Annotated in this window: 18 protein-coding genes; 7 read left to right on the top strand and 11 right to left on the bottom strand. The window is 60.9% G+C overall.

Annotation, left to right across the window (positions count from 1 at the left end; all coding sequences use genetic code 11):
- The first annotated feature begins 109 nt into the window (after positions 1-109).
- A complete protein-coding gene (locus tag DBR00_RS14855; protein WP_108489457.1) occupies positions 110-967 on the top strand; it encodes an FHA domain-containing protein in 858 nt (285 codons plus the stop codon).
- Between the two features lie 122 nt (positions 968-1,089).
- On the top strand, positions 1,090-2,415 hold the full coding sequence (locus DBR00_RS14850) for a phospholipase (RefSeq protein WP_256583025.1): 1,326 nt from the start codon (positions 1,090-1,092) through the stop codon (positions 2,413-2,415).
- Here the strand turns inward: DBR00_RS14850 and DBR00_RS14845 are convergent.
- From DBR00_RS14845 to DBR00_RS14815, 7 genes are all read right to left on the bottom strand, one after another.
- Positions 2,390-3,277, bottom strand: a complete 888-nt coding sequence (locus DBR00_RS14845; protein WP_108489456.1) for an ABC transporter substrate-binding protein — start codon at positions 3,275-3,277, stop codon at positions 2,390-2,392. The genes DBR00_RS14850 and DBR00_RS14845 overlap by 26 nt on opposite strands.
- A 115-nt stretch (positions 3,278-3,392) precedes the next feature.
- Positions 3,393-5,135, bottom strand: a complete 1,743-nt coding sequence (locus tag DBR00_RS14840; protein ID WP_256583024.1) for an amidohydrolase family protein — start codon at positions 5,133-5,135, stop codon at positions 3,393-3,395.
- A gap of 114 nt (positions 5,136-5,249) precedes the next feature.
- Complete coding sequence (locus DBR00_RS14835) at positions 5,250-5,576, bottom strand: DUF2025 family protein (RefSeq protein WP_108489494.1); 327 nt, start codon at positions 5,574-5,576, stop codon at positions 5,250-5,252.
- A gap of 141 nt (positions 5,577-5,717) precedes the next feature.
- Entirely contained in the window at positions 5,718-6,296 is a 579-nt protein-coding gene (locus tag DBR00_RS14830) for a hypothetical protein (protein ID WP_108489455.1), read from the bottom strand.
- 14 nt (positions 6,297-6,310) lie between these two features.
- A complete protein-coding gene (locus tag DBR00_RS14825) occupies positions 6,311-6,919 on the bottom strand; it encodes a hypothetical protein (protein WP_108489454.1) in 609 nt (202 codons plus the stop codon).
- A 105-nt stretch (positions 6,920-7,024) separates the two neighbouring features.
- The gene (locus DBR00_RS14820) at positions 7,025-7,645 is read right to left on the bottom strand and encodes a hypothetical protein (protein ID WP_256583023.1); all 621 of its coding nucleotides are present in this window, start codon (positions 7,643-7,645) and stop codon (positions 7,025-7,027) included.
- A gap of 189 nt (positions 7,646-7,834) precedes the next feature.
- Positions 7,835-8,536: a YebC/PmpR family DNA-binding transcriptional regulator gene (locus tag DBR00_RS14815; RefSeq protein WP_108489453.1), complete on the bottom strand. Its 702-nt coding sequence runs from the start codon at positions 8,534-8,536 to the stop codon at positions 7,835-7,837.
- Between the two features lie 270 nt (positions 8,537-8,806).
- Between DBR00_RS14815 and DBR00_RS14810 the strand changes: the two genes are divergently transcribed.
- Entirely contained in the window at positions 8,807-9,691 is an 885-nt protein-coding gene (locus DBR00_RS14810) for an EamA family transporter (protein ID WP_108489452.1), read from the top strand.
- Here the strand turns inward: DBR00_RS14810 and DBR00_RS14805 are convergent.
- The 3 genes from DBR00_RS14805 to sstT all read right to left on the bottom strand — a co-directional run bounded on the left by DBR00_RS14805 (position 9,688) and on the right by sstT (position 11,704).
- Positions 9,688-9,936: a hypothetical protein gene (locus tag DBR00_RS14805; RefSeq protein ID WP_108489451.1), complete on the bottom strand. Its 249-nt coding sequence runs from the start codon at positions 9,934-9,936 to the stop codon at positions 9,688-9,690. The two genes, DBR00_RS14810 and DBR00_RS14805, sit on opposite strands and share 4 nt — an antisense overlap.
- Before the next feature lie 139 nt (positions 9,937-10,075).
- The gene (locus DBR00_RS14800; protein WP_108489450.1) at positions 10,076-10,357 is read right to left on the bottom strand and encodes a peptidylprolyl isomerase; all 282 of its coding nucleotides are present in this window, start codon (positions 10,355-10,357) and stop codon (positions 10,076-10,078) included.
- A 126-nt stretch (positions 10,358-10,483) separates the two neighbouring features.
- Positions 10,484-11,704 carry a serine/threonine transporter SstT gene (gene sstT, locus DBR00_RS14795; RefSeq protein ID WP_108489449.1) on the bottom strand — a complete coding sequence of 407 codons (1,221 nt, stop codon included), beginning with the start codon at positions 11,702-11,704 and terminating at the stop codon, positions 10,484-10,486.
- Between the two features lie 267 nt (positions 11,705-11,971).
- Between sstT and DBR00_RS14790 the strand changes: the two genes are divergently transcribed.
- The gene (locus DBR00_RS14790) at positions 11,972-12,631 is read left to right on the top strand and encodes a YceH family protein (protein ID WP_108489448.1); all 660 of its coding nucleotides are present in this window, start codon (positions 11,972-11,974) and stop codon (positions 12,629-12,631) included.
- A gap of 51 nt (positions 12,632-12,682) precedes the next feature.
- Here the strand turns inward: DBR00_RS14790 and DBR00_RS14785 are convergent, their stop codons facing one another.
- Positions 12,683-13,117, bottom strand: coding sequence for a phage infection protein (locus DBR00_RS14785; RefSeq protein ID WP_108489447.1), 435 nt, complete (start codon positions 13,115-13,117; stop codon positions 12,683-12,685).
- A 446-nt stretch (positions 13,118-13,563) separates the two neighbouring features.
- On the opposite strand from DBR00_RS14785, the gene DBR00_RS14780 reads away from it, so the two are divergent.
- From DBR00_RS14780 to DBR00_RS14770, 3 genes are all read left to right on the top strand, one after another.
- On the top strand, positions 13,564-14,805 hold the full coding sequence (locus DBR00_RS14780; protein WP_177480006.1) for a glutamine synthetase family protein: 1,242 nt from the start codon (positions 13,564-13,566) through the stop codon (positions 14,803-14,805).
- Between the two features lie 224 nt (positions 14,806-15,029).
- Positions 15,030-16,358 (top strand): MFS transporter, encoded by a 1,329-nt coding sequence (locus tag DBR00_RS14775; RefSeq protein WP_108489445.1) that lies wholly within the window; start codon positions 15,030-15,032, stop codon positions 16,356-16,358.
- The coding region (locus DBR00_RS14770; RefSeq protein WP_218276624.1) for a TIGR04283 family arsenosugar biosynthesis glycosyltransferase at positions 16,355-17,008 on the top strand (654 nt) is incomplete at its 3' end. The genes DBR00_RS14775 and DBR00_RS14770, both read left to right, overlap by 4 nt.

The raw sequence follows: 17,008 nt of genomic DNA, 5'->3' as shown, positions 1-17,008 counted from the left end.
TGGCCTGGATGACAGGCAGCATGCGCGGCCGTGACAGCACGCCGTGTCGAAGCGCGGCGTAGCTTAACCCGCAGTGGGGTGTTCAACAGGTTAATGGCGGAGTGCGCAAATGCTCAGAATTCACTTCAGTGACAATCGTCAGGCGCCGATCTGGCTGGTCGACGAGCGTTTCACCATTGGCCAGGACAGCCGCAATAGCCTGGTGTTGACGGTGCCGGGTATTGCACCGTTCCATGCCGAAATCCGTCAGGATCAAGGCTTCTATTTCCTCACCGATGTCGGCAGTGCTGGCGGTTCTTTTGTCAATGACGAGAGGGTAACCACGCGTTTTCAATTGCGTGCCGATGACCGCGTGCGACTGGGCGACGTGGAGCTCCTACTGGTCGACCCTGCGCGCAGTAAGACCCCGGTTGAGCAAGCCCCGCGCTGGTTTTTGCAGGTGATTCAGGGCGAGCACGAAGGCAAGAAATTTCATATCAGCGGCTCGATGACCTTTGGTCGGTCGGTGAAGTGCGAGTTGTGCTTCAGTGATCAGGAGTTGTCGCGTCGGCACTGTGAGTTCTACCTCCGCGATGACGTCCTGGAGGTCAAGGATCTGGCATCAGCCAACGGCCTTTGGGTTAATCAGCAAAAAGTCAGCTCGGCCGCTCTGCAACCGGGTGATCAGCTGAAAATGGGCTCGGTCAGCCTGTTGGTGATCGGCCCGAAAAGCACCGTGGCGGCCAGCGAAGATGAAGATGCCACGCTGTTTATGCGTGCGGTGGATCTGCCCAAACCGCTCAAGCAAGCGCCTCTGTCCAGCTCGTCGAGCGGCCAGGCCAACCCGCTGCGTACCGCCGCGCCGGCCAATCCCATGCGCGCTGCTGCGCCCGCCAGTGCACCCAATGGCCTGAACAAGCCCTTGCTGGCACTGATGGTGTTGCTGGTGGCTGGCTTGGTGGTGGCGGCTGTGGTGTTTACGGTTTAACTCAGCCTGGTTGGGTGCGCAGGCTGCCCGATTAGTGAATGGGCTGACTTGATACGACAGTGCCAGCTGGCTGCTTTGGCGTTAGTCTGTGCGTTTTTGTACTGCCTGCTGTCGGAGTTCTGATGAAGCCATTATTCCTGTTGTTCTCTGCCTGTTGCCTGGTGCTCCAGTCAACAAGTGCGCTGGCTTGGTCCAATCACTCGCTCGGTAGTCAGCTGGCGTTGCAGGCTCTGCCGGAGCTGCAGCGCACCTTGCGTTATGAGCCGCTGGAGGCTTTTCTCGATGCGCAGGCGCCGGCCATCGAGCAGCTGCTGGATCAGCAGGAAGCCTTTGCCCGTGCGCATTTCCCGGACTATCCAGCGCGTCCGGATAATCTGCGCTTCGATGCCGCTCACACCGCGCCGGAGCAGCGCCGCTTGGCGTTTCTGCAGGCGTTGCGGGTCAATCCACAGATTCGTTTGGCTGGTTTTGTGCAACAACTACCGGGGCAGGCTGATGATGGTCGGCCGCTTCTGCCTGCCGAGCAGGTGCTGGTGTTTCGCAAGATCGGCCCCTGGAGTCACTGGCGCTACCTGGCCTTGCAGCCCGGTGAGGACGTGAGTGCGATTCAGGTACTCAGCAGTGCGGCCGATGAGCCGGACTATGGTCACGATATCAACCTGTTCAGCGACAACCCGGGTGAAGTCGGCGCGCAATACAACTTCGGTGTGCAGCCCTTTGGTGATGCGCGCTTCGAGTACTCCTCCCAGGCGCCTTTCCATATCGGCTACTACCACGAGCCGGAGTTGGTCTTCCAGGCCGCGCCCTATCTGCGCCGCACCCTGCCGCACTGGCGCATCTACCAGTACACCGGCCTGGCCCGGTTGGCTTTGGAGCATGGTCATGATTACTGGGGGTACCGTTTTCTCGGTTGGGCACTGCACTACATGCAGGACCTGACCCAGCCCTATCACGCCAAGACGGTGCCGGGGTTCAATACGCCAGAGCTGATGCTGATTGCCCTCAAAGGCGCCGCCGGTTATCCCGAGGACCGTCTGGCAGCGATTGCCCGCGTAGCGGATCGGCATACGGCCATCGAGGAGTATCAGCTGGAGCGTATGCAGCAACTGATGAATCAGCAGGCGGCCTCGCCCTTGCTGCAGGCTTATACGCAAAACCCTGCGGGTTCTGATTACCCGGCCTTCTCGGTGGACTACCCGCAACAGGTGGTGGCGGCCGAAGCCTACGCCAGTGCCGATAGCTTTGATGAGTTGATCGGCCAGTGGTTGGCGCGCAAGCCAGCGGCCGCGCCAGGTTTCAGTGGCGGCAATCAACTGGCCCTGGCGCACGCCGATCCCGTGCTGGAGCAGGTGCTGGTGGAGTTGTTCAAACGTTTCGGTGCGCATAGCCGCAAGGCGGTGCAAACCACGTTGGCTGTGCCAGTCAGCGTTTCAACGTTGCCGGACTGAACCACAGCTCACGGCGCTTAAGCGGCGTGGCGCTGGGCAGTAGCGGGTTGGGCAGTTCGATTACCTGGCGCTGCGCAAGCGCTGCCTGCTGCAGAATGGCCGCGAAATGTTGCTGAAAGAGACGCTCAAATGAGCCGTCTGCGATGGCTGCTTCCATCCCGCGGCGCACCGTCTCGGCCAGTTCTGGACGCTGCGGTGAAAAGAAAAAATACAGCGCGGTGGGGTAGTGGAGCAGCACGTGTGGGTCGGCTACCAGTTGCTGTGCGCGTGGGTGTTGCAGTTCGTCGCCGATTTCCAGCACTGAGCGTGGGAAGTAATCAAAGCGCCGCGCCTGCAGCATATGAAACAGGCTGGCATAGCTGGACGACACCACAACCGGCAAGCCTTGATTGCGCAGAATTGTGGTGTCCGGCCAATCATGGCCTTGGCCAGCTGAAAACTGGCGCAGGTCAGCAAGGCTATTGACCTGTTTGAACAAATTCATGCGCTCGCGTGGCAGCAAGGCGATACGCCAGCCGAACAAGCCCTTGTCCAGGGGAATTCGCACGGCCAGCAGGCGTTCCTCGCGTTCGCGACTGGTCATGCTCCAGACCACATCCAGATGCTTGCCGTGTTGCAGGTCAATTAATGCGCGTTCCTGCTCCATGCTGGCGGGTGAGGGTTTCAGGCGCAGCGAACTGCCTGCTTTGTCCAGCGCCAGGCGCAGTTGGGCCAGGGCGTAGTCGGGACGGGATTCGTCACCATCGCTCCAGCGTGGGTAATAAATATCGGCAGCTTCGCCAGCCTGTACGGATGTCAGCAGGCCACACAGCAACAGGCCTGCAAGCCAGCGCCAGACGGTCTGTTGTAGGGGGGAGGGCATAGCGATATGAGTCCTTTCAATACCGGAACAGCATGCTTTGCCAGAGCGTGCGGCGCGCATTATGCCAGCCTGGCGCCGTTCCGGTGCGCCGTAGGTCGCATGCCGTCTAATCGGCTCAGGCGCGGCTGCGCAGGAACTCACCGTAGCCGCGTGTTGTGCCCAGGTTGGCGGCGAACTCGTTATGTTGGAAGGCCACGCGGCCATTGATCAACACGGCATCCACCGCCGCACCGCGATTGACCATGCGCTGCAGGCCACCAAAGGCCTCCATCGGCGCTTCCTGGTAGCTGGCCAGGGATTCGTCCAGTGCCGTCGGGTCGATGATCACCAGGTCAGCCCTGGCCCCTTCGTAGAGTGTTCCCGCATCGATATTGAACCACTCGCCCAGCTCACCGGTCAGGCGCCAGATGGCCGTTTCGATCGGCATCACCGGTTGCCCGCGCAGCTCGGCATCGCGCACCAGCTTGAGCAGGCGCAGGCCGAAGTTGTAGAAGGCCATGTTGCGGATATGCGCGCCGGAGTCGGCAAAACCGATCAGGGTGCTGGGTTCACACACCAGTTTTTCCACCACCTCGGGGCGATGGTTGGCGATCAGGGTACGCCAGCGCAGGCGCGGGCCATGAGCCACCAACAGGTCGAGAAACAGATCGGCCGGGTGTTCATTACGGGCCTTGGCCAGTTCGCCGACGCTGTTGCCGACCACGCTGGCGTCCGGGCAATCGACGATCCAGGCGTCGTCAAAGTCGCGGTGCCAGACCCGTGGGCCGAATTTCTTTTCCACGTCCTGGCGAAAGCGCAGGCGGTAGGCGGGGTCCTGAAACAGCTGGCTGCGCATGTCATGACTCGCCAGGTGCAGGGCGGCTTGGCCGGCGGGGAATTCTTCGAAGACTACGAACTCCATACCGTCGGCATAGGTCTCAAACGGCACCGGCAGGGTTTGCCAGCGGAAGTCGGCGTTGCTCAGGCGATTGATCCAGCGCGTCAGTGGGCCGAGGATCGGTGCCAGCCAAGGGTCGGCTTTGACATCCATCAGGGTGATCAGGGTGGTCTTCAGCGGCTTGCGCCACCAGCCGCCGATGCTGTCCCAGAGAAAGGCCAGCACGTTGAGTTTGGTCACCAGGTTCGGCGCGCCCTGATGGATGCGTCCGCGCCGGCGCAGGATCTTGTTCAGCCGCGCGTACTCGGCCCAGGGCGCATACACCGACGGCAGGGACTTCGAGCGCTGGCGGTCGCCATCGAGTTTGTCCCAAGGGTTGGTCATGCTCGACAGGCCGAGCAGGCCGGCATCCAGTGCGTCTTCGAGCAGGCGTTCCATCTGCTGCAGTTGCTGTTCGCTGGGGCGTACCTTGGCGTCTACCGCGCGCTCAAGGCCGAGCACGGCAACGCGTAAATCGGAGTGGCCGAGGAAGGAGCAGATATTCGGTCCCAGGGGATGCTGATCGAGAAAGGCGGCGAATTCGCTGGCGCTGTTCCAGGTCTTGCGTGCCTGCAGCAGTGGCAATACATGCTCGCGGGGTACCGATTCGACGCGGGTGAACAGGTCCGAGCAGTCTTCCGGGCCGGACAGCACCATGCTGATTGAGCAGCTGCCGATCATCACGGTGGTGACGCCATGGCGCACCGACTCCTTAAGCGCTGGGGCGGCCACCAGCTCGGCGTCGTAATGGGTGTGCATGTCGATAAAACCGGGCGTCACCCAGCGGTTTTGCGCATCGATCACCTGGCCACAATCGCTCTCATCCAGGGCGCTGGCGCTGATTGTTTGTAGCTTGCCATCGCGGATACCGAGGTGGCGCACGACACCGGGTGCGCCGCTGCCATCGAAAAACAGCGCGTTTTTGATCAGCACGTCGAACATCGGCAGGCTCCTTGGCGAGTGATTCTGACCCGTCGAGCTTAGTCTGCCGTGCGCCGTTGTTGTGAGGGTGTAAGTGCACAAGCCTGGGTCAATTCGGCCACCTCGCCAAGCTGCTCAAGCGTTCAGGCGACGGCGTTCGGCGCTGATCTCCGGCATATCGGTACGGCGCACGTAGACCCGCAGCGGTTCGCTAATCGCCAGGCGGTCATCGATGTTCTGTTCCAGCAGCAGTTGCAGGCGTGCGCGGTCGAGGTTCATCAGTTCGCCGTCAAAGGCGCGCCAGACGAATTCGCAGGTGGGGGTGATGCTCTGTTCGAGCACGTCGAGGCCGAAGGAATCTTCGGAAAAACGCACGATATAGCGCCCGGTCTTGGCGTTGAAGCCGACAAAACCCTGCAGTTGGTCGGCGGCGGCGCAGATGCTGGCAGAGGTGATGCTCATGGAAACCTCGTCGATGGCAGTGGAAGTCATCGGCATAGGCTAAGGGGCTACGAGCAGGGCATCTTGCGATGGATCAATAAGTGGGCGGATGGGTTGTTGGGCACCACGACCGTTGCGGTCGTGGTGCCAGGTGCGGTGTGACTAGATCAACTTCTGCCGTGCGGCTTCTTCCAGGCTGCTCTGGGTCAGCTGGTTGAGGATGGGGTCAATCGACTCGTTGAAGGGCACCGCCACGATCAGCAGCAGCTGCATCCAGGTGGTGATGGTTTCACGCTTCTCGATACGCCCGAGCACCTTGCCGTCACCGTCCTTGAAGGTGGTTTCCATGCTCAGTTCATTGCTGAACTTGCCGGGTATGACAAACAGGGTGAGGCCGGTGATGACCGCGCTTGCTAGGCTGCCCCGCTCATGGTTGCTGACGCGCACGCTGATATACAGATCAGCTTTCTGCTTGGCCGTGGTGACGTTGCTGAACCGCTTGCTGTCCTGGTACTGCGTGACGATCAGCTTTTCCAGGTTGGCCTGGTTGAAGCCGCCGGCGCGAGTCTGATCGTTGAACAGGTATTGGCTATCAACCTTGAGGTAGGCCGACTGAGTCTGCTGTTCGGTGGTCGTTAAAGGCCATTGCTCAACCTGGGCCAGGTCGTGATGTGAATAGGACAGGCAGCCGGTCAGCGACAGCAGGGCAGCGGCGAGTAGGGCGGTAAAGACGGCTTTCATGCGTGACATCCTTGTTAGGGGTGAGCGAGTTGACGGGTGCTGTCCTGCAACAGCTGTTCAACCAGTTGGTTGAGCTGGTCTGAGCCGAGCGACATGTTGAAGTAGTCGTTGTCCCAGAGGCCGGTGTTCTGGTCGAGCTTGACCTGCTGGCGGCTGCTGGCGAGCAGTTTGCCCTGGGCGTCAGTAATCGACAGTTCACCGGCCAGGTCGTATTTGTCGACATAGATGGGGCCATTGACCCAGATCCACATGGTCAGCGTCAGCAGGGCGCCGGGGACGTAGGCTGGATGCGGCGTGCGCTTACCTTTGAGCGAAGTCAGGTTGAGCTTGAGCAGCACATCCTGTTCGCCGAGGGTGGCTGGGAAGCTGATCACCTTGGCGAAGTACTCGCCCCGTTCGATGCGGTTATTCAGCTGTTCGGTGAACTGGCTGCTCAGGGTTCTGCGCAGGTTGTCGTTGATCTTGTTGTCGGTGATCTGTACGTCATCGACCATCACGGCGCGGGGTTGGGTGTAATTGGCAGGCTGCTTGGGGTCGCCAATCGGGCCGGCCGGGGTGAAGGATACGCAGCCGGTCAGGCTCAGGCTGAACAGTGCGGCTACAAGGTAATGCAGAGTTTTCATGGCTCATCCTTGATAAGGTATTGCACGGCATAGGCCATGCCAGTCAGTGCGTTAACACTGTCTGGCATGGCGCTTTGGTGAGGGGCTAATGAATGTGTAGCGGAGTCATTTCTTACGGGGGCTGGAGAACGCGCTGATCTTGCCGAACGGCGCACTCTGCATATCAACCTTGACTGCCATCAGCGGCGAGTTGTTGACCCACACATCATCAATCACGATGGTCTGGCCGATGTCGTCGTTATCGGCGGCTACCAGGAGGTAGTAGGTGCCATCTTCGGCGGCTTCACCATCCCAGCTCAGGCTGATTTGGCCGACCACGGCTTCGGCACGCGAAGGCTTGTCGGCAATCACTGTGCCGTAAGCGTCCAGCAGCATGGCGCGTGGTTTCAGGGCGTATTTGCTGACGCCCATGCATGGCTTGTTGCACAGCGAATGCACATTGAGGGTGTAACGCTCACCCTTTTTCAGCTGCAGGGAAAAGATCCGGTAGTTGGAGATCGAACTGCCAAAATCCAGGCGTGGCTCGTCGGCGCTGATCGGCCATTGCGGGGCCAGCAGGCCAGGGTTGAGTGGCAGCGGGATGGCCTGGGTGTTGTGGATGGCTTCCAGGGCGCTCTTGGCCATTGGCGTTTTGCCCGCCTTGACCTCTTGCTGGTAGGTCGTCTGCGGGTTGTTGGCGCAGGCGCCGAGCAGCAGGCAGGCGGCCAGAATCAGAAACTTGTGCACGGTAAAACTCCTGTGTGACAACGTCCTTGTGTACACGCCGGGCGCTGGTGGCGCGGCGGGCGGCGATTCTACCCGCTTTGTCGAGCGCGGGCAGTGGTCAATCGGCCGATTCGACGAACTGCGCACATTGAACCGTGCCGTTCGTGGACCCGCCGCGCCTCCTGCGCTGCGGGTCTGGTCAGCCTGGTGTTAGCCGGAAAGCCCGACGTAGACGTTCTGCACGTCATCGTGCGCGTCGAGGGCTTCGAGGAAGGCTTCGACTTCTTCGAGCTGCTCGGCGGTCAGGCTGCTCACCGGGTTTTTCGGGATGTAGCCGATTTTCGCCGAGTTGACGCTGAAGCCCTGCTCCGGCAGGGCGCGGCACACGGCGTCGAGGTCAGTCGGTTCGGTGATGAACAGGGTGTTGCCTTCGTCAGCCGGCTCGAAATCCTGAGCGCCGGCTTCGATGGCGGCCATTTCCGGGTCGGCATCGCTTTCGGTGCTGGCTTCGATCATGCCCACATGGTCGAAATCCCAGGTCACCGAGCCAGAAGCGCCCATCTGGCCCTTGCGGAACAGCACGCGGACTTCGGCCACGGTGCGGTTGATGTTGTCGGTCAGGCACTCGATGATCACCGGCACCTGATGCGGGGCAAACCCTTCGTAGGTGGCGGAGTGGAAGGTCACGGTGTCGCCCAGAAGGCCGGCGCCTTTCTTGATCGCCCGCTCGAGGGTTTCCTTGGGCATCGAGGCTTTCTTGGCCTGATGGATGGCCAGGCGCAGCTTGGGGTTCAGGTCCGGGTCGGCGCCGTTGCGGGCGGCGATCATGATTTCCTTGACCAAGCGGCCGAAGATCTTGCCTCTGGCGTTGGCCGCGGCTTCTTTAGGTTTGGCTTTCCACTGGGCGCCCATAGGGTATCTCGTCGTTGCGGGTTAATAGGTGGGTTTCGGACCTGCTGTGCGCCGGCGATAGCGCGCTAACAATGGCCACGCTCGCGCGGCTCAAGATCCGAAAAATGCTAAGGGCTGCGATTCTAGCCCTTCGAGACGTTTGCGGCACCTGTGGCGCTGCAATCTGCCGATCAGTGAGGTGCTGTACGGCTTATTTGCGCGGTCTCTGTATGGGCGCTATGGCGCTGCTGGCAGGTCTAATAAGTGCAGATTGATTAATCCGGAGCGCTTATGCAGCCCAAGGATTTACTGCTGGCCCTGGTGGTGATCATCGTCTGGGGCATGAACTTTGTGGTGATCAAGATTGGCCTGCACGAGATGCCGCCGATGCTGCTGGGGGCGTTGCGTTTTCTTCTGGCGGCCTTTCCGGCCGTGCTGTTTATCAAGCGCCCCCAGATTGCGCTGCGCTGGCTGCTGGCGTATGGCTTGACCATTTCGTTGGGGCAGTTTGCCTTTCTATTCTCGGCTATGGCGGTCGGCATGCCGGCCGGGCTGGCGTCGCTGGTGCTGCAGTCGCAGGCGTTCTTTACCTTGCTGTTCGCTGTGTTGCTGCTGGGCGAGCGCTTTCGTCTGGTCAACCTGTTCGGGCTGCTGGTGGCGGCCAGCGGTTTGCTGCTGATCGGCGCGCAGGGCAGCGGCCTGATGACGCTGGCCGGTTTTCTTCTCACGCTCTGCGCCGCGGCCATGTGGGCGCTGGGCAATATCGTCACGCGCAAGCTGGGCAAGGTGAATCTGGTGGGGTTGGTGGTGTGGGGCAGCCTGGTGCCACCGTTGCCGTTCTTTGCCCTGTCCTGGCTGCTGGAGGGCCCCGAAGCGATCGAGGCTGCGCTGCGCGGGTTCAACCTGAACAGTTTGTGGGTGCTGGGTTACCTGGCGTTCGGTGCGACCATCCTTGGTTATGGCTTGTGGAGCCGCCTGTTGTCGCGTTATCCGGCCAGCCAGGTGGCACCCTTTTCGTTGTTGGTGCCACTGGTAGGCATCACGTCATCCGCTTTGCTGTTGGATGAACGGCTGGGCTGCCTGCAGTGGCTAGGCGCGCTGCTGGTGATGCTGGGCTTGCTGCTGAATGTCGCCGGCAGTTGGCTGCCGGCGCGCTGGCGGGTCCGTTACAGCTAGCGTTTGCCCATGGAACGACGCGTACCGCTCGGTGCCGGGCCGATCTTCTTCTCATGGCTTGAGGGGATGCCCTTTTGCGGCTTGCGCTGTCGATCCTGCTTGCGGGTCGCGGCTTTGGCTGCGCTGAACAGGGAGGCAAAACCACGGGGTTGCAGGCTGTGGGCGGCGGCTGGCGGATCGGTTGGCGGAACGTCGTCGTGAGTCTGAGCGGCGAGGGTGGGTTCATCTGCGCTGGTAGGGTGCATGACAAGGTCCGCATTACGGGAGATTGGCCGGCGAGTATACCTGGCGATTGCCGTGCGGCTGCGGCGCATGTTACGCGGCGGTTGGCGTGCTGCAGAGAGGGGATGTGCTGGGCTTGGATAGCCCAGCGCGAGGAGTGGATCAGTCCTGACGGCTGGTCACTTCCAGCAGGTGATAACCGAACTGGGTTTTCACCGGGCCTTGCACCACGTTGGTTGGGGCGCTGAATACCACGGTGTCGAATTCTTTGACCATCTGGCCTGGGCCGAACGAGCCGAGGTCGCCGCCGTTGCGGCTGGACGGGCAGCTGGAGTTGTCTTTGGCGACCTGGGCGAAGTCGGCACCGCCTTCGATGGCAGCTTTCAGTTCGTTGCACTTGTCTTCAGTGGCAACCAGGATGTGACGGGCAGTGGCGCGGGCCATGGGAATTGCTCCTTAATAGAGAAGCGGCAAAGCCTACCGTAATCGTTCGGTCAGGCAAACGCCGCAAGGGTAACCAGGGGTAAACAAGGCCTGCTGCGGGAGCAGGCCGTCTGTGTTGCAGGCGGTTTAGCTGCGCGGTTGAGCGGCCTGGCAGGCAGCGGCAGTAAACAGGACGTCGGTGGAGGAGTTCAGCGCGGTTTCCGCCGAATCCTGCACGATGCCGATGATAAAACCGACTGCCACGACCTGCATGGCCACCTCATTGGGAATACCGAAGAGGCTGCAGGCCAGTGGAATCAGTAGCAGCGAGCCGCCGGCCACGCCGGATGCACCGCAGGCGCAAATGGCCGAGAGCACGCTGAGCAGCAGCGCAGTCGGCAGGTCCACGGCGATACCCAGGGTGTGCACGGCAGCCAGGGTCAGCACGCTGATGGTGATGGCTGCGCCGGCCATGTTGATGGTCGCGCCCAAGGGGATCGACACCGAGTAGGTCTCTTCATGCAGGCCCAGGCGCTGGCACAGCTGCAGGTTGACCGGGATATTGGCGGCCGAGCTGCGGGTGAAAAAAGCGGTCAAGCCGCTTTCGCGCAGGCAGGTCAGCACCAGTGGGTAGGGGTTGCGACGAATCTTGGCGAAAACGATCAGCGGGTTGACCACCAGGGCCACAAACAGCATGCAGCCCACCAACACCAGTAGCAGGTGCAGGTAGTCGAGCAATGCGGACATGCCAGACTCGGCCAGCGTGGCGGCTACCAGGCCGAAAACGCCCAAAGGCGCCAGACGGATCACCAGTTTGACAATGCTGGTCACGCCGTCGGAGAGGTCGGCGAGCATCTGTTTGCTGCCTGGGCTGGCGTGACGGAAGGCAAAGCCCAGGGCAATGGCCCAGGCCAGGATGCCGATGAAGTTGCCTGTGAGCAGGGCGTTGATCGGGTTATCCACCACATTCAGCAGCAGGGTTTTCAGCACTTCGAGGATTCCGCCAGGGGGCGAGAGTTCAGCGCTGCTGTCGGTCAGGGTCAGGCTCGAGGGAAAGACGAAGCTGGCCGCCACGGCGATCAGCGCAGCGCTTAAAGTGCCGATCAGGTACAACAGCAGAATCGGTTTGATATGGGTTTCCTGGCCCTGCTGATGGTTGGTGATGGAAGCCGCCACCAGAACAAAGACCAGCACTGGCGCCACAGCCTTCAGCGCCGAAACGAATACGGTGCCGAGGAAGCTGGCGCTGGCGGCAGCCGCCGGAAAAAACAGAGCCAGAGCGATACCAGCCAACAGGCCGATGACGATTTGCAGTACCAGGCTGGTGCGATTCAGCAGCTGTAGAAGTGGGTGTTGGGCAACGGTCATGACAGGTGTCTCGATCAGGGCATGCAGCCTGTGCTCCCTGTGGGGCGCGGTGGCTTGTGGCCAGGCGCTGGGGGCGTGGTTGCAGTGCACGTTGTGAGGCTTTTCGCGAGGGTGAAGCAGGGCCACGCTGAAAAATAGCGCGCGACTCTATCACAATGGTCAACTTTTATTCCTGCGCTCGGAAACTGAGCTGCCCAATGGTGCTTATGCCTATCAACCAGCCTTCAGCTGGGCTAGGTTAGTGCCTTTGTCAGTCATGAGGTGGTTATGTCCAACGAAGAGGCGCAGGCCGTGGCCGTTGAAACCTTGAGCGCTGTAGAGGCGCGGGTACTGGGTTGCCTGATCGAGAAACAGCTGACAACACCGGAAGCCTATCCCCTGACGCTCAATGCCCTGGTGCTGGCCTGCAATCAGAAAACCAGCCGTGAACCGGTGCTCAACCTTACCGCCGGCCAGGTCGGCCAGGCTCTGCGCAGCCTGGAGGGGCATGAAATGGCGCGCCTGGTGATGGGTAGCCGGGCGGATCGCTGGGAGCATCGCGCCGACAAGGCGCTGGAGCTGGTAGCGGCGCAGGTGGTGCTGATCGGGCTGTTGCTGCTGCGTGGCCCGCAGACTATCAACGAGCTGCTGACGCGCAGCAGCCGCATGCATGATTTTGATGATGCCGAGCAGGTGCAGCATCACCTTGAGCGGCTGATCAGTCGCGAATTGGTTTGCCTACTGCCGCGTCAGAGCGGGCAGCGTGAAGATCGTTATATGCACGGACTGGGTGATGCGGCGGATTTGCAGGCCGCGTTGGCTGTCAGGGCCCGTGAGCCGCAGCGCGCGACGGCGAGCGGTCAGCAGGATGAGCGTCTGGAAGCTCTGGAGGCGCGCATCGCGGCGCTGGAAGAGCGCTTGGCGCAGTTGGAGTCGCCTGTGCAATAAACAAATAAGGTGCTCGATTGAGCACCTTATTTGTTGTCTCTTGAGCGCTGATCAGCTAACGCGCAGGCCGTGTGTGCGGTCAGCACCGTCTTCGGCAACACGTAGACGCTCTTGCAGGCGATCAGCGCCGCCTTCGGCGACGCGGTTTGCGCCAGTGCGGTCGGCACCGTCTTCGGCAACACGTAGACGCTCTTGCAGGCGATCAGCGCCGCCTTCGGCGACGCGGTTTGCGCCAGTGCGGTCGGCACCGTCTTGGGCTACGCGCAGGCGCTCTTGCAGGCGATCAGCGCCGCCTTCGGCGACGCGGTTTGCGCCAGTGTGGTCGGCACCGCTTTCAGTTTGCAGGTTGCTACCAAAACCCATCAGGGTTTTTACGCTGCTGTCCCGCAATTCACCCAGCAGTGGCTGCGTGTTGTTCTGTGGCAGGGCAAAGGCGCTGATGGACAGGCTGCTCAGGATCACGGCGGTGAGAATGTGCTTTTTCATGTTCAGGCTCCTCGTAAGGGCGGGTGTAAGTGAGTACGGAGCGAATGATACGGATGAAAATTTGATGAAGAAGTGCAGGCTGGGCATGGTAATCATCGATGGTATTGATAGTTGATTTTATTTCTTATTTATCAATTAGTTATGTTTGTTTACGAGTGTCTAAAAGAGAATTTATGGAGTGTTTGTGCATGATCATTAATATCTAATTAATCGATGTATTCTGTTCGCTAGCCTGCGCTTCAGGTGGCAGACATAGCTTTGCTTGAAATATCGAACGCCTGGTGCGTATTTTGTACGCCTCGCCGTTCGACTACGGCCTCTTGCATCAATAAGGACAACAGCAAATGAGTACCCTCGACCGCACCGCCCTGGCTGAGTTGTTGCGTGGTGTTGATGAAGTTGAATGTGTGACGCCTGACCTCAATGGTGTGCCGCGCGGCAAGGTGATGACGGCGGAGGGCTTCCTTGAGGGGCGGCGTTTGCAGTTGGCGCGAGGGGTTTTGCTGCAATGCATCATGGGCGGCTATCCAGCTGCACGGTTCTACGGCAGTGATGACGGTGATCTGGCACTGAATGCCGTGGCGGGGCAGGTGCACCGCCTACCCTGGAGCGATACACCACGAGCACTGGCGATCTGCGATGCCGATGAGTTGGACGGGCGCAGTTCCGGCCTGTCGAGCCGTGGGCTGCTCAAGCAGGTTGTGGCGCGCTATGCCAGTCATGGCTGGCAGCCCGTAGTGGCGACCGAGCTGGAGTTTTTCGTGTTTGCCCGCAATGCCGACCCCTTGCAGCCGTTTCAGCCGCCGCTGGGTCTGGATGGTCGACGTGAGGATGGCGCGTCGGCTTTCAGTGTCAGTTCCAACAACGGCCTGCGCGCCTTCTTCAATGAGGTGTATCAGTGCATGGCCGCCTTGGGGTTGCCGCGCGATACCTTTATGCATGAGATGGGCGTCAGTCAGTTCGAGATCAACCTGCTGCACGGCGATCCGCTGTTGCTGGCGGATCAGACTTTTCTGTTCAAACACTTGCTCAAGGAAGTCGCGCTCAAGCACGGTCTCACTGTGGTGTGCATGGCCAAACCGCTGGCGCACACGCCTGGCAGCTCCATGCATATTCATCAAAGCGTGGTGGAGCAGGGCGGTGGGCAGAATATCTTCAGCGCGGCCGATGGCCAGGCAACGCCGGCGTTCTATCAATTTATTGCCGGACAGCAGGCGGCCATGGCCGATTTCACCCTGCTATTTGCTCCGCACGTGAACTCCTATCAGCGCCTTTGCCATCCTTATGCTTCACCGAACAATGCCTGCTGGTCCGAGGATAATCGCGCCGCCGGCCTGCGCATTCCGGCCAGTGCGCCGGTAGCGCGGCGGGTGGAGAACCGCTTGCCAGGCGCCGATGCCAACCCATATCTGGCGTTGGCGGCGAGCCTTGCGGCGGGGCTGTATGGGATTGAGCAGCAGTTGCAGCCTAGTGCGCCTATCCAGGGTGAGTTCGAAGTACCGGACGAATTGGCGCTACCCTGTACCATGCATGCCGCGATTGAACGTCTCAAGCGCAGTGCGTTAGCGCTGGAACTGTTCGGCAAAGAGTTCATCGAAGGCTACATTGCCAGCAAGACACTGGAGCTCACCAGCTTCTTTGATGAAATTACCCCGTGGGAGCGCCGCGTGCTGGCGGCCCACGCCTGAGAACCTGCCTACGATCTGTTGCGCGTCGGCCCTGCTGCGCGAAAAACCGGCTCGGATGCTCATGTACAACGCGTACACACCGCTTCCTCGTCTGTTTTGACCAGCCACAGGCTGTTACTAACGTAGCGCCTTGCAGGGCTTTAGCTCGCGAGATCGTAAACAGGCTCTAAAAACCTGACTGCCGAGCATGGTTTCGGCGGCACATTGGAGCCAAGCGCCACCCCATGTCCGTGATCCTCAAGTCATTCAGTTCGTTGTATTTCGCCACCCTGTTGATGCTGCTCGGCTCAGGGTTGCTGAGTACTTACCTGGCGCTGCGTCTGGCCGAAACGGCGGACGGCTTGTGGGTCGGTGCGCTGATGGCGGCCAACTATGTGGGATTGGTGCTGGGCGGCAAGATTGGTCATCGGCTGATTGCCCGGGTTGGCCATATTCGCGCTTATGTGGCCTGTGCCGGCGTAGTTACCGCTGCAGTGCTCGGGCATGGGCTGAGCGACTGGCTGCCCAGCTGGCTGTTGCTGCGTATGTTGGTCGGCCTCGGCATGATGTGCCAGTACATGGTGATCGAGAGCTGGCTCAATGAGCAGGCGGAAACCAGCCAGCGCGGCCAGGTGTTTGCCGGCTATATGGGGGCCTCTTACCTCGGTCTGATCCTTGGTCAGCTGGTGCTGGTGGTGCACCCGACGCTGGGCCTGGAGCTGCTGATGCTAGTGGCGCTGTGCTTTGCCCTGTGTCTGGTGCCTGTAGCTCTGACGCGCAAGTTGCACCCTGCGCCCTTGCATCCAGCTCCGCTGGAAATGCGCTTCTTTATCGCGCGAGTGCCTCTGTCCTTAACCACTATCGTCGTATCGGGGCTGCTGATCGGGTCGTTCTATGGCCTGGCACCGCTGTATGGCACGCGCATGGGCCTGTCCACCGAGCAGGTGGGGCTGTTTATGGGCTGCTGCATCATTGCGGGCTTGTTGGTGCAGTGGCCGCTTGGCTGGTTGTCTGATCGGCATGACCGCGTGCGACTTATTCGTGGTTGTGCGGCTTTGTTGGCCCTGGCCGCGCTACCTCTGGCGCTGTTGCCAGAGGCGAGCGTGCTGCTGCTGTTTGTCGTAGGTTTCCTGGTTTGCGCCCTGCAATTCAGTCTTTATCCACTGGCGGTGGCGCTGGCCAATGACCATGTCGAAGCCGAGCGTCGGGTATCACTGACGGCCATGCTGCTGGTTACCTTCGGTGTCGGCGCCAGTATCGGGCCGTTGCTGGCGGGCGTGCTGATGCGCTTTCTCGGCGCCAATATGTTGTACGCCTTCGTCTGCGGCTGTGCGCTGATTCTGGTGCTGCGGGTGCGGCCGGAGCGGGTCACGCATCTGCATCAGGTTGTAGACGCTCCGCTGCACCATATCCCCATGCCTGACAGCACCATCAGCTCACCCCTGACCGCTGCCCTCGACCCGCGTGTGGCTGAGCAGGTGGTGCAGGAGCAGATGCATGACAATAGCGCCGCGCCAAGCGCGGGTGAGGGTGTACCAGCGCAAGCGGCTGCTGAGTCTGAGGTGCGCAGGTGAGGCCGCTGCTCAGTGTGGTAATCCCGGTGCGTAACGAGGCGCATGCTTTGCCTGCGTTGCTGGACGATCTGGCAGCGCTGCGGGCTGAGGGTGCGGAGCTGATTGTGGTTGATGGTGGCAGCAGCGACGGTACCGTTGAACGGGCGCGCGGGCGGGCTGACCAGGTGCTCAAGACCGATCCCGGTCGTGCTCTGCAGATGAATGCCGGCGCTGCGCGCGCGCAAGGGGAATACTTGTGGTTTGTGCATGCCGATACACGGGTCAGTGGGCCGTCGCTGCAGCGCTTACAGGATGTGCTGCAGCATCGTCCGCTGTGGGGGCGCTTTGACGTGCGACTCTCTGGTCCAGGCGTGGCATTTTGGGTCATTGGGTCGATGATCAGCCTGCGTTCGCGCCTGACCGGTATTGCCTCTGGGGATCAGGGGATTTTTGTGCGCAAGGCGGCCTTTGCCGCGTTGGGGGGGTATGCCCCGATTCCGCTGATGGAAGACTTGCAGCTGTGTCGCCAGCTCAAGGCGCAGGCCCGCCCGCGTTGTCTGCGCCCGCCCCTGTCGACATCCAGCAGGCGCTGGGAGCAGCACGGTATTTGGCGTACCGTAATACTCATGTGGTGCCTGCGTTTGGCTTATTACTGTGGTGTCAGCCCAGAA

This window comes from Pseudomonas sp. HMWF032 (assembly GCF_003060885.1).
In the GTDB taxonomy this organism is placed as follows: Bacteria; Pseudomonadota; Gammaproteobacteria; order Pseudomonadales; family Pseudomonadaceae; genus Aquipseudomonas.
Note: the sequence above shows the minus strand (reverse complement) of the source record. Positions and strands in the feature narration are given on the sequence as shown.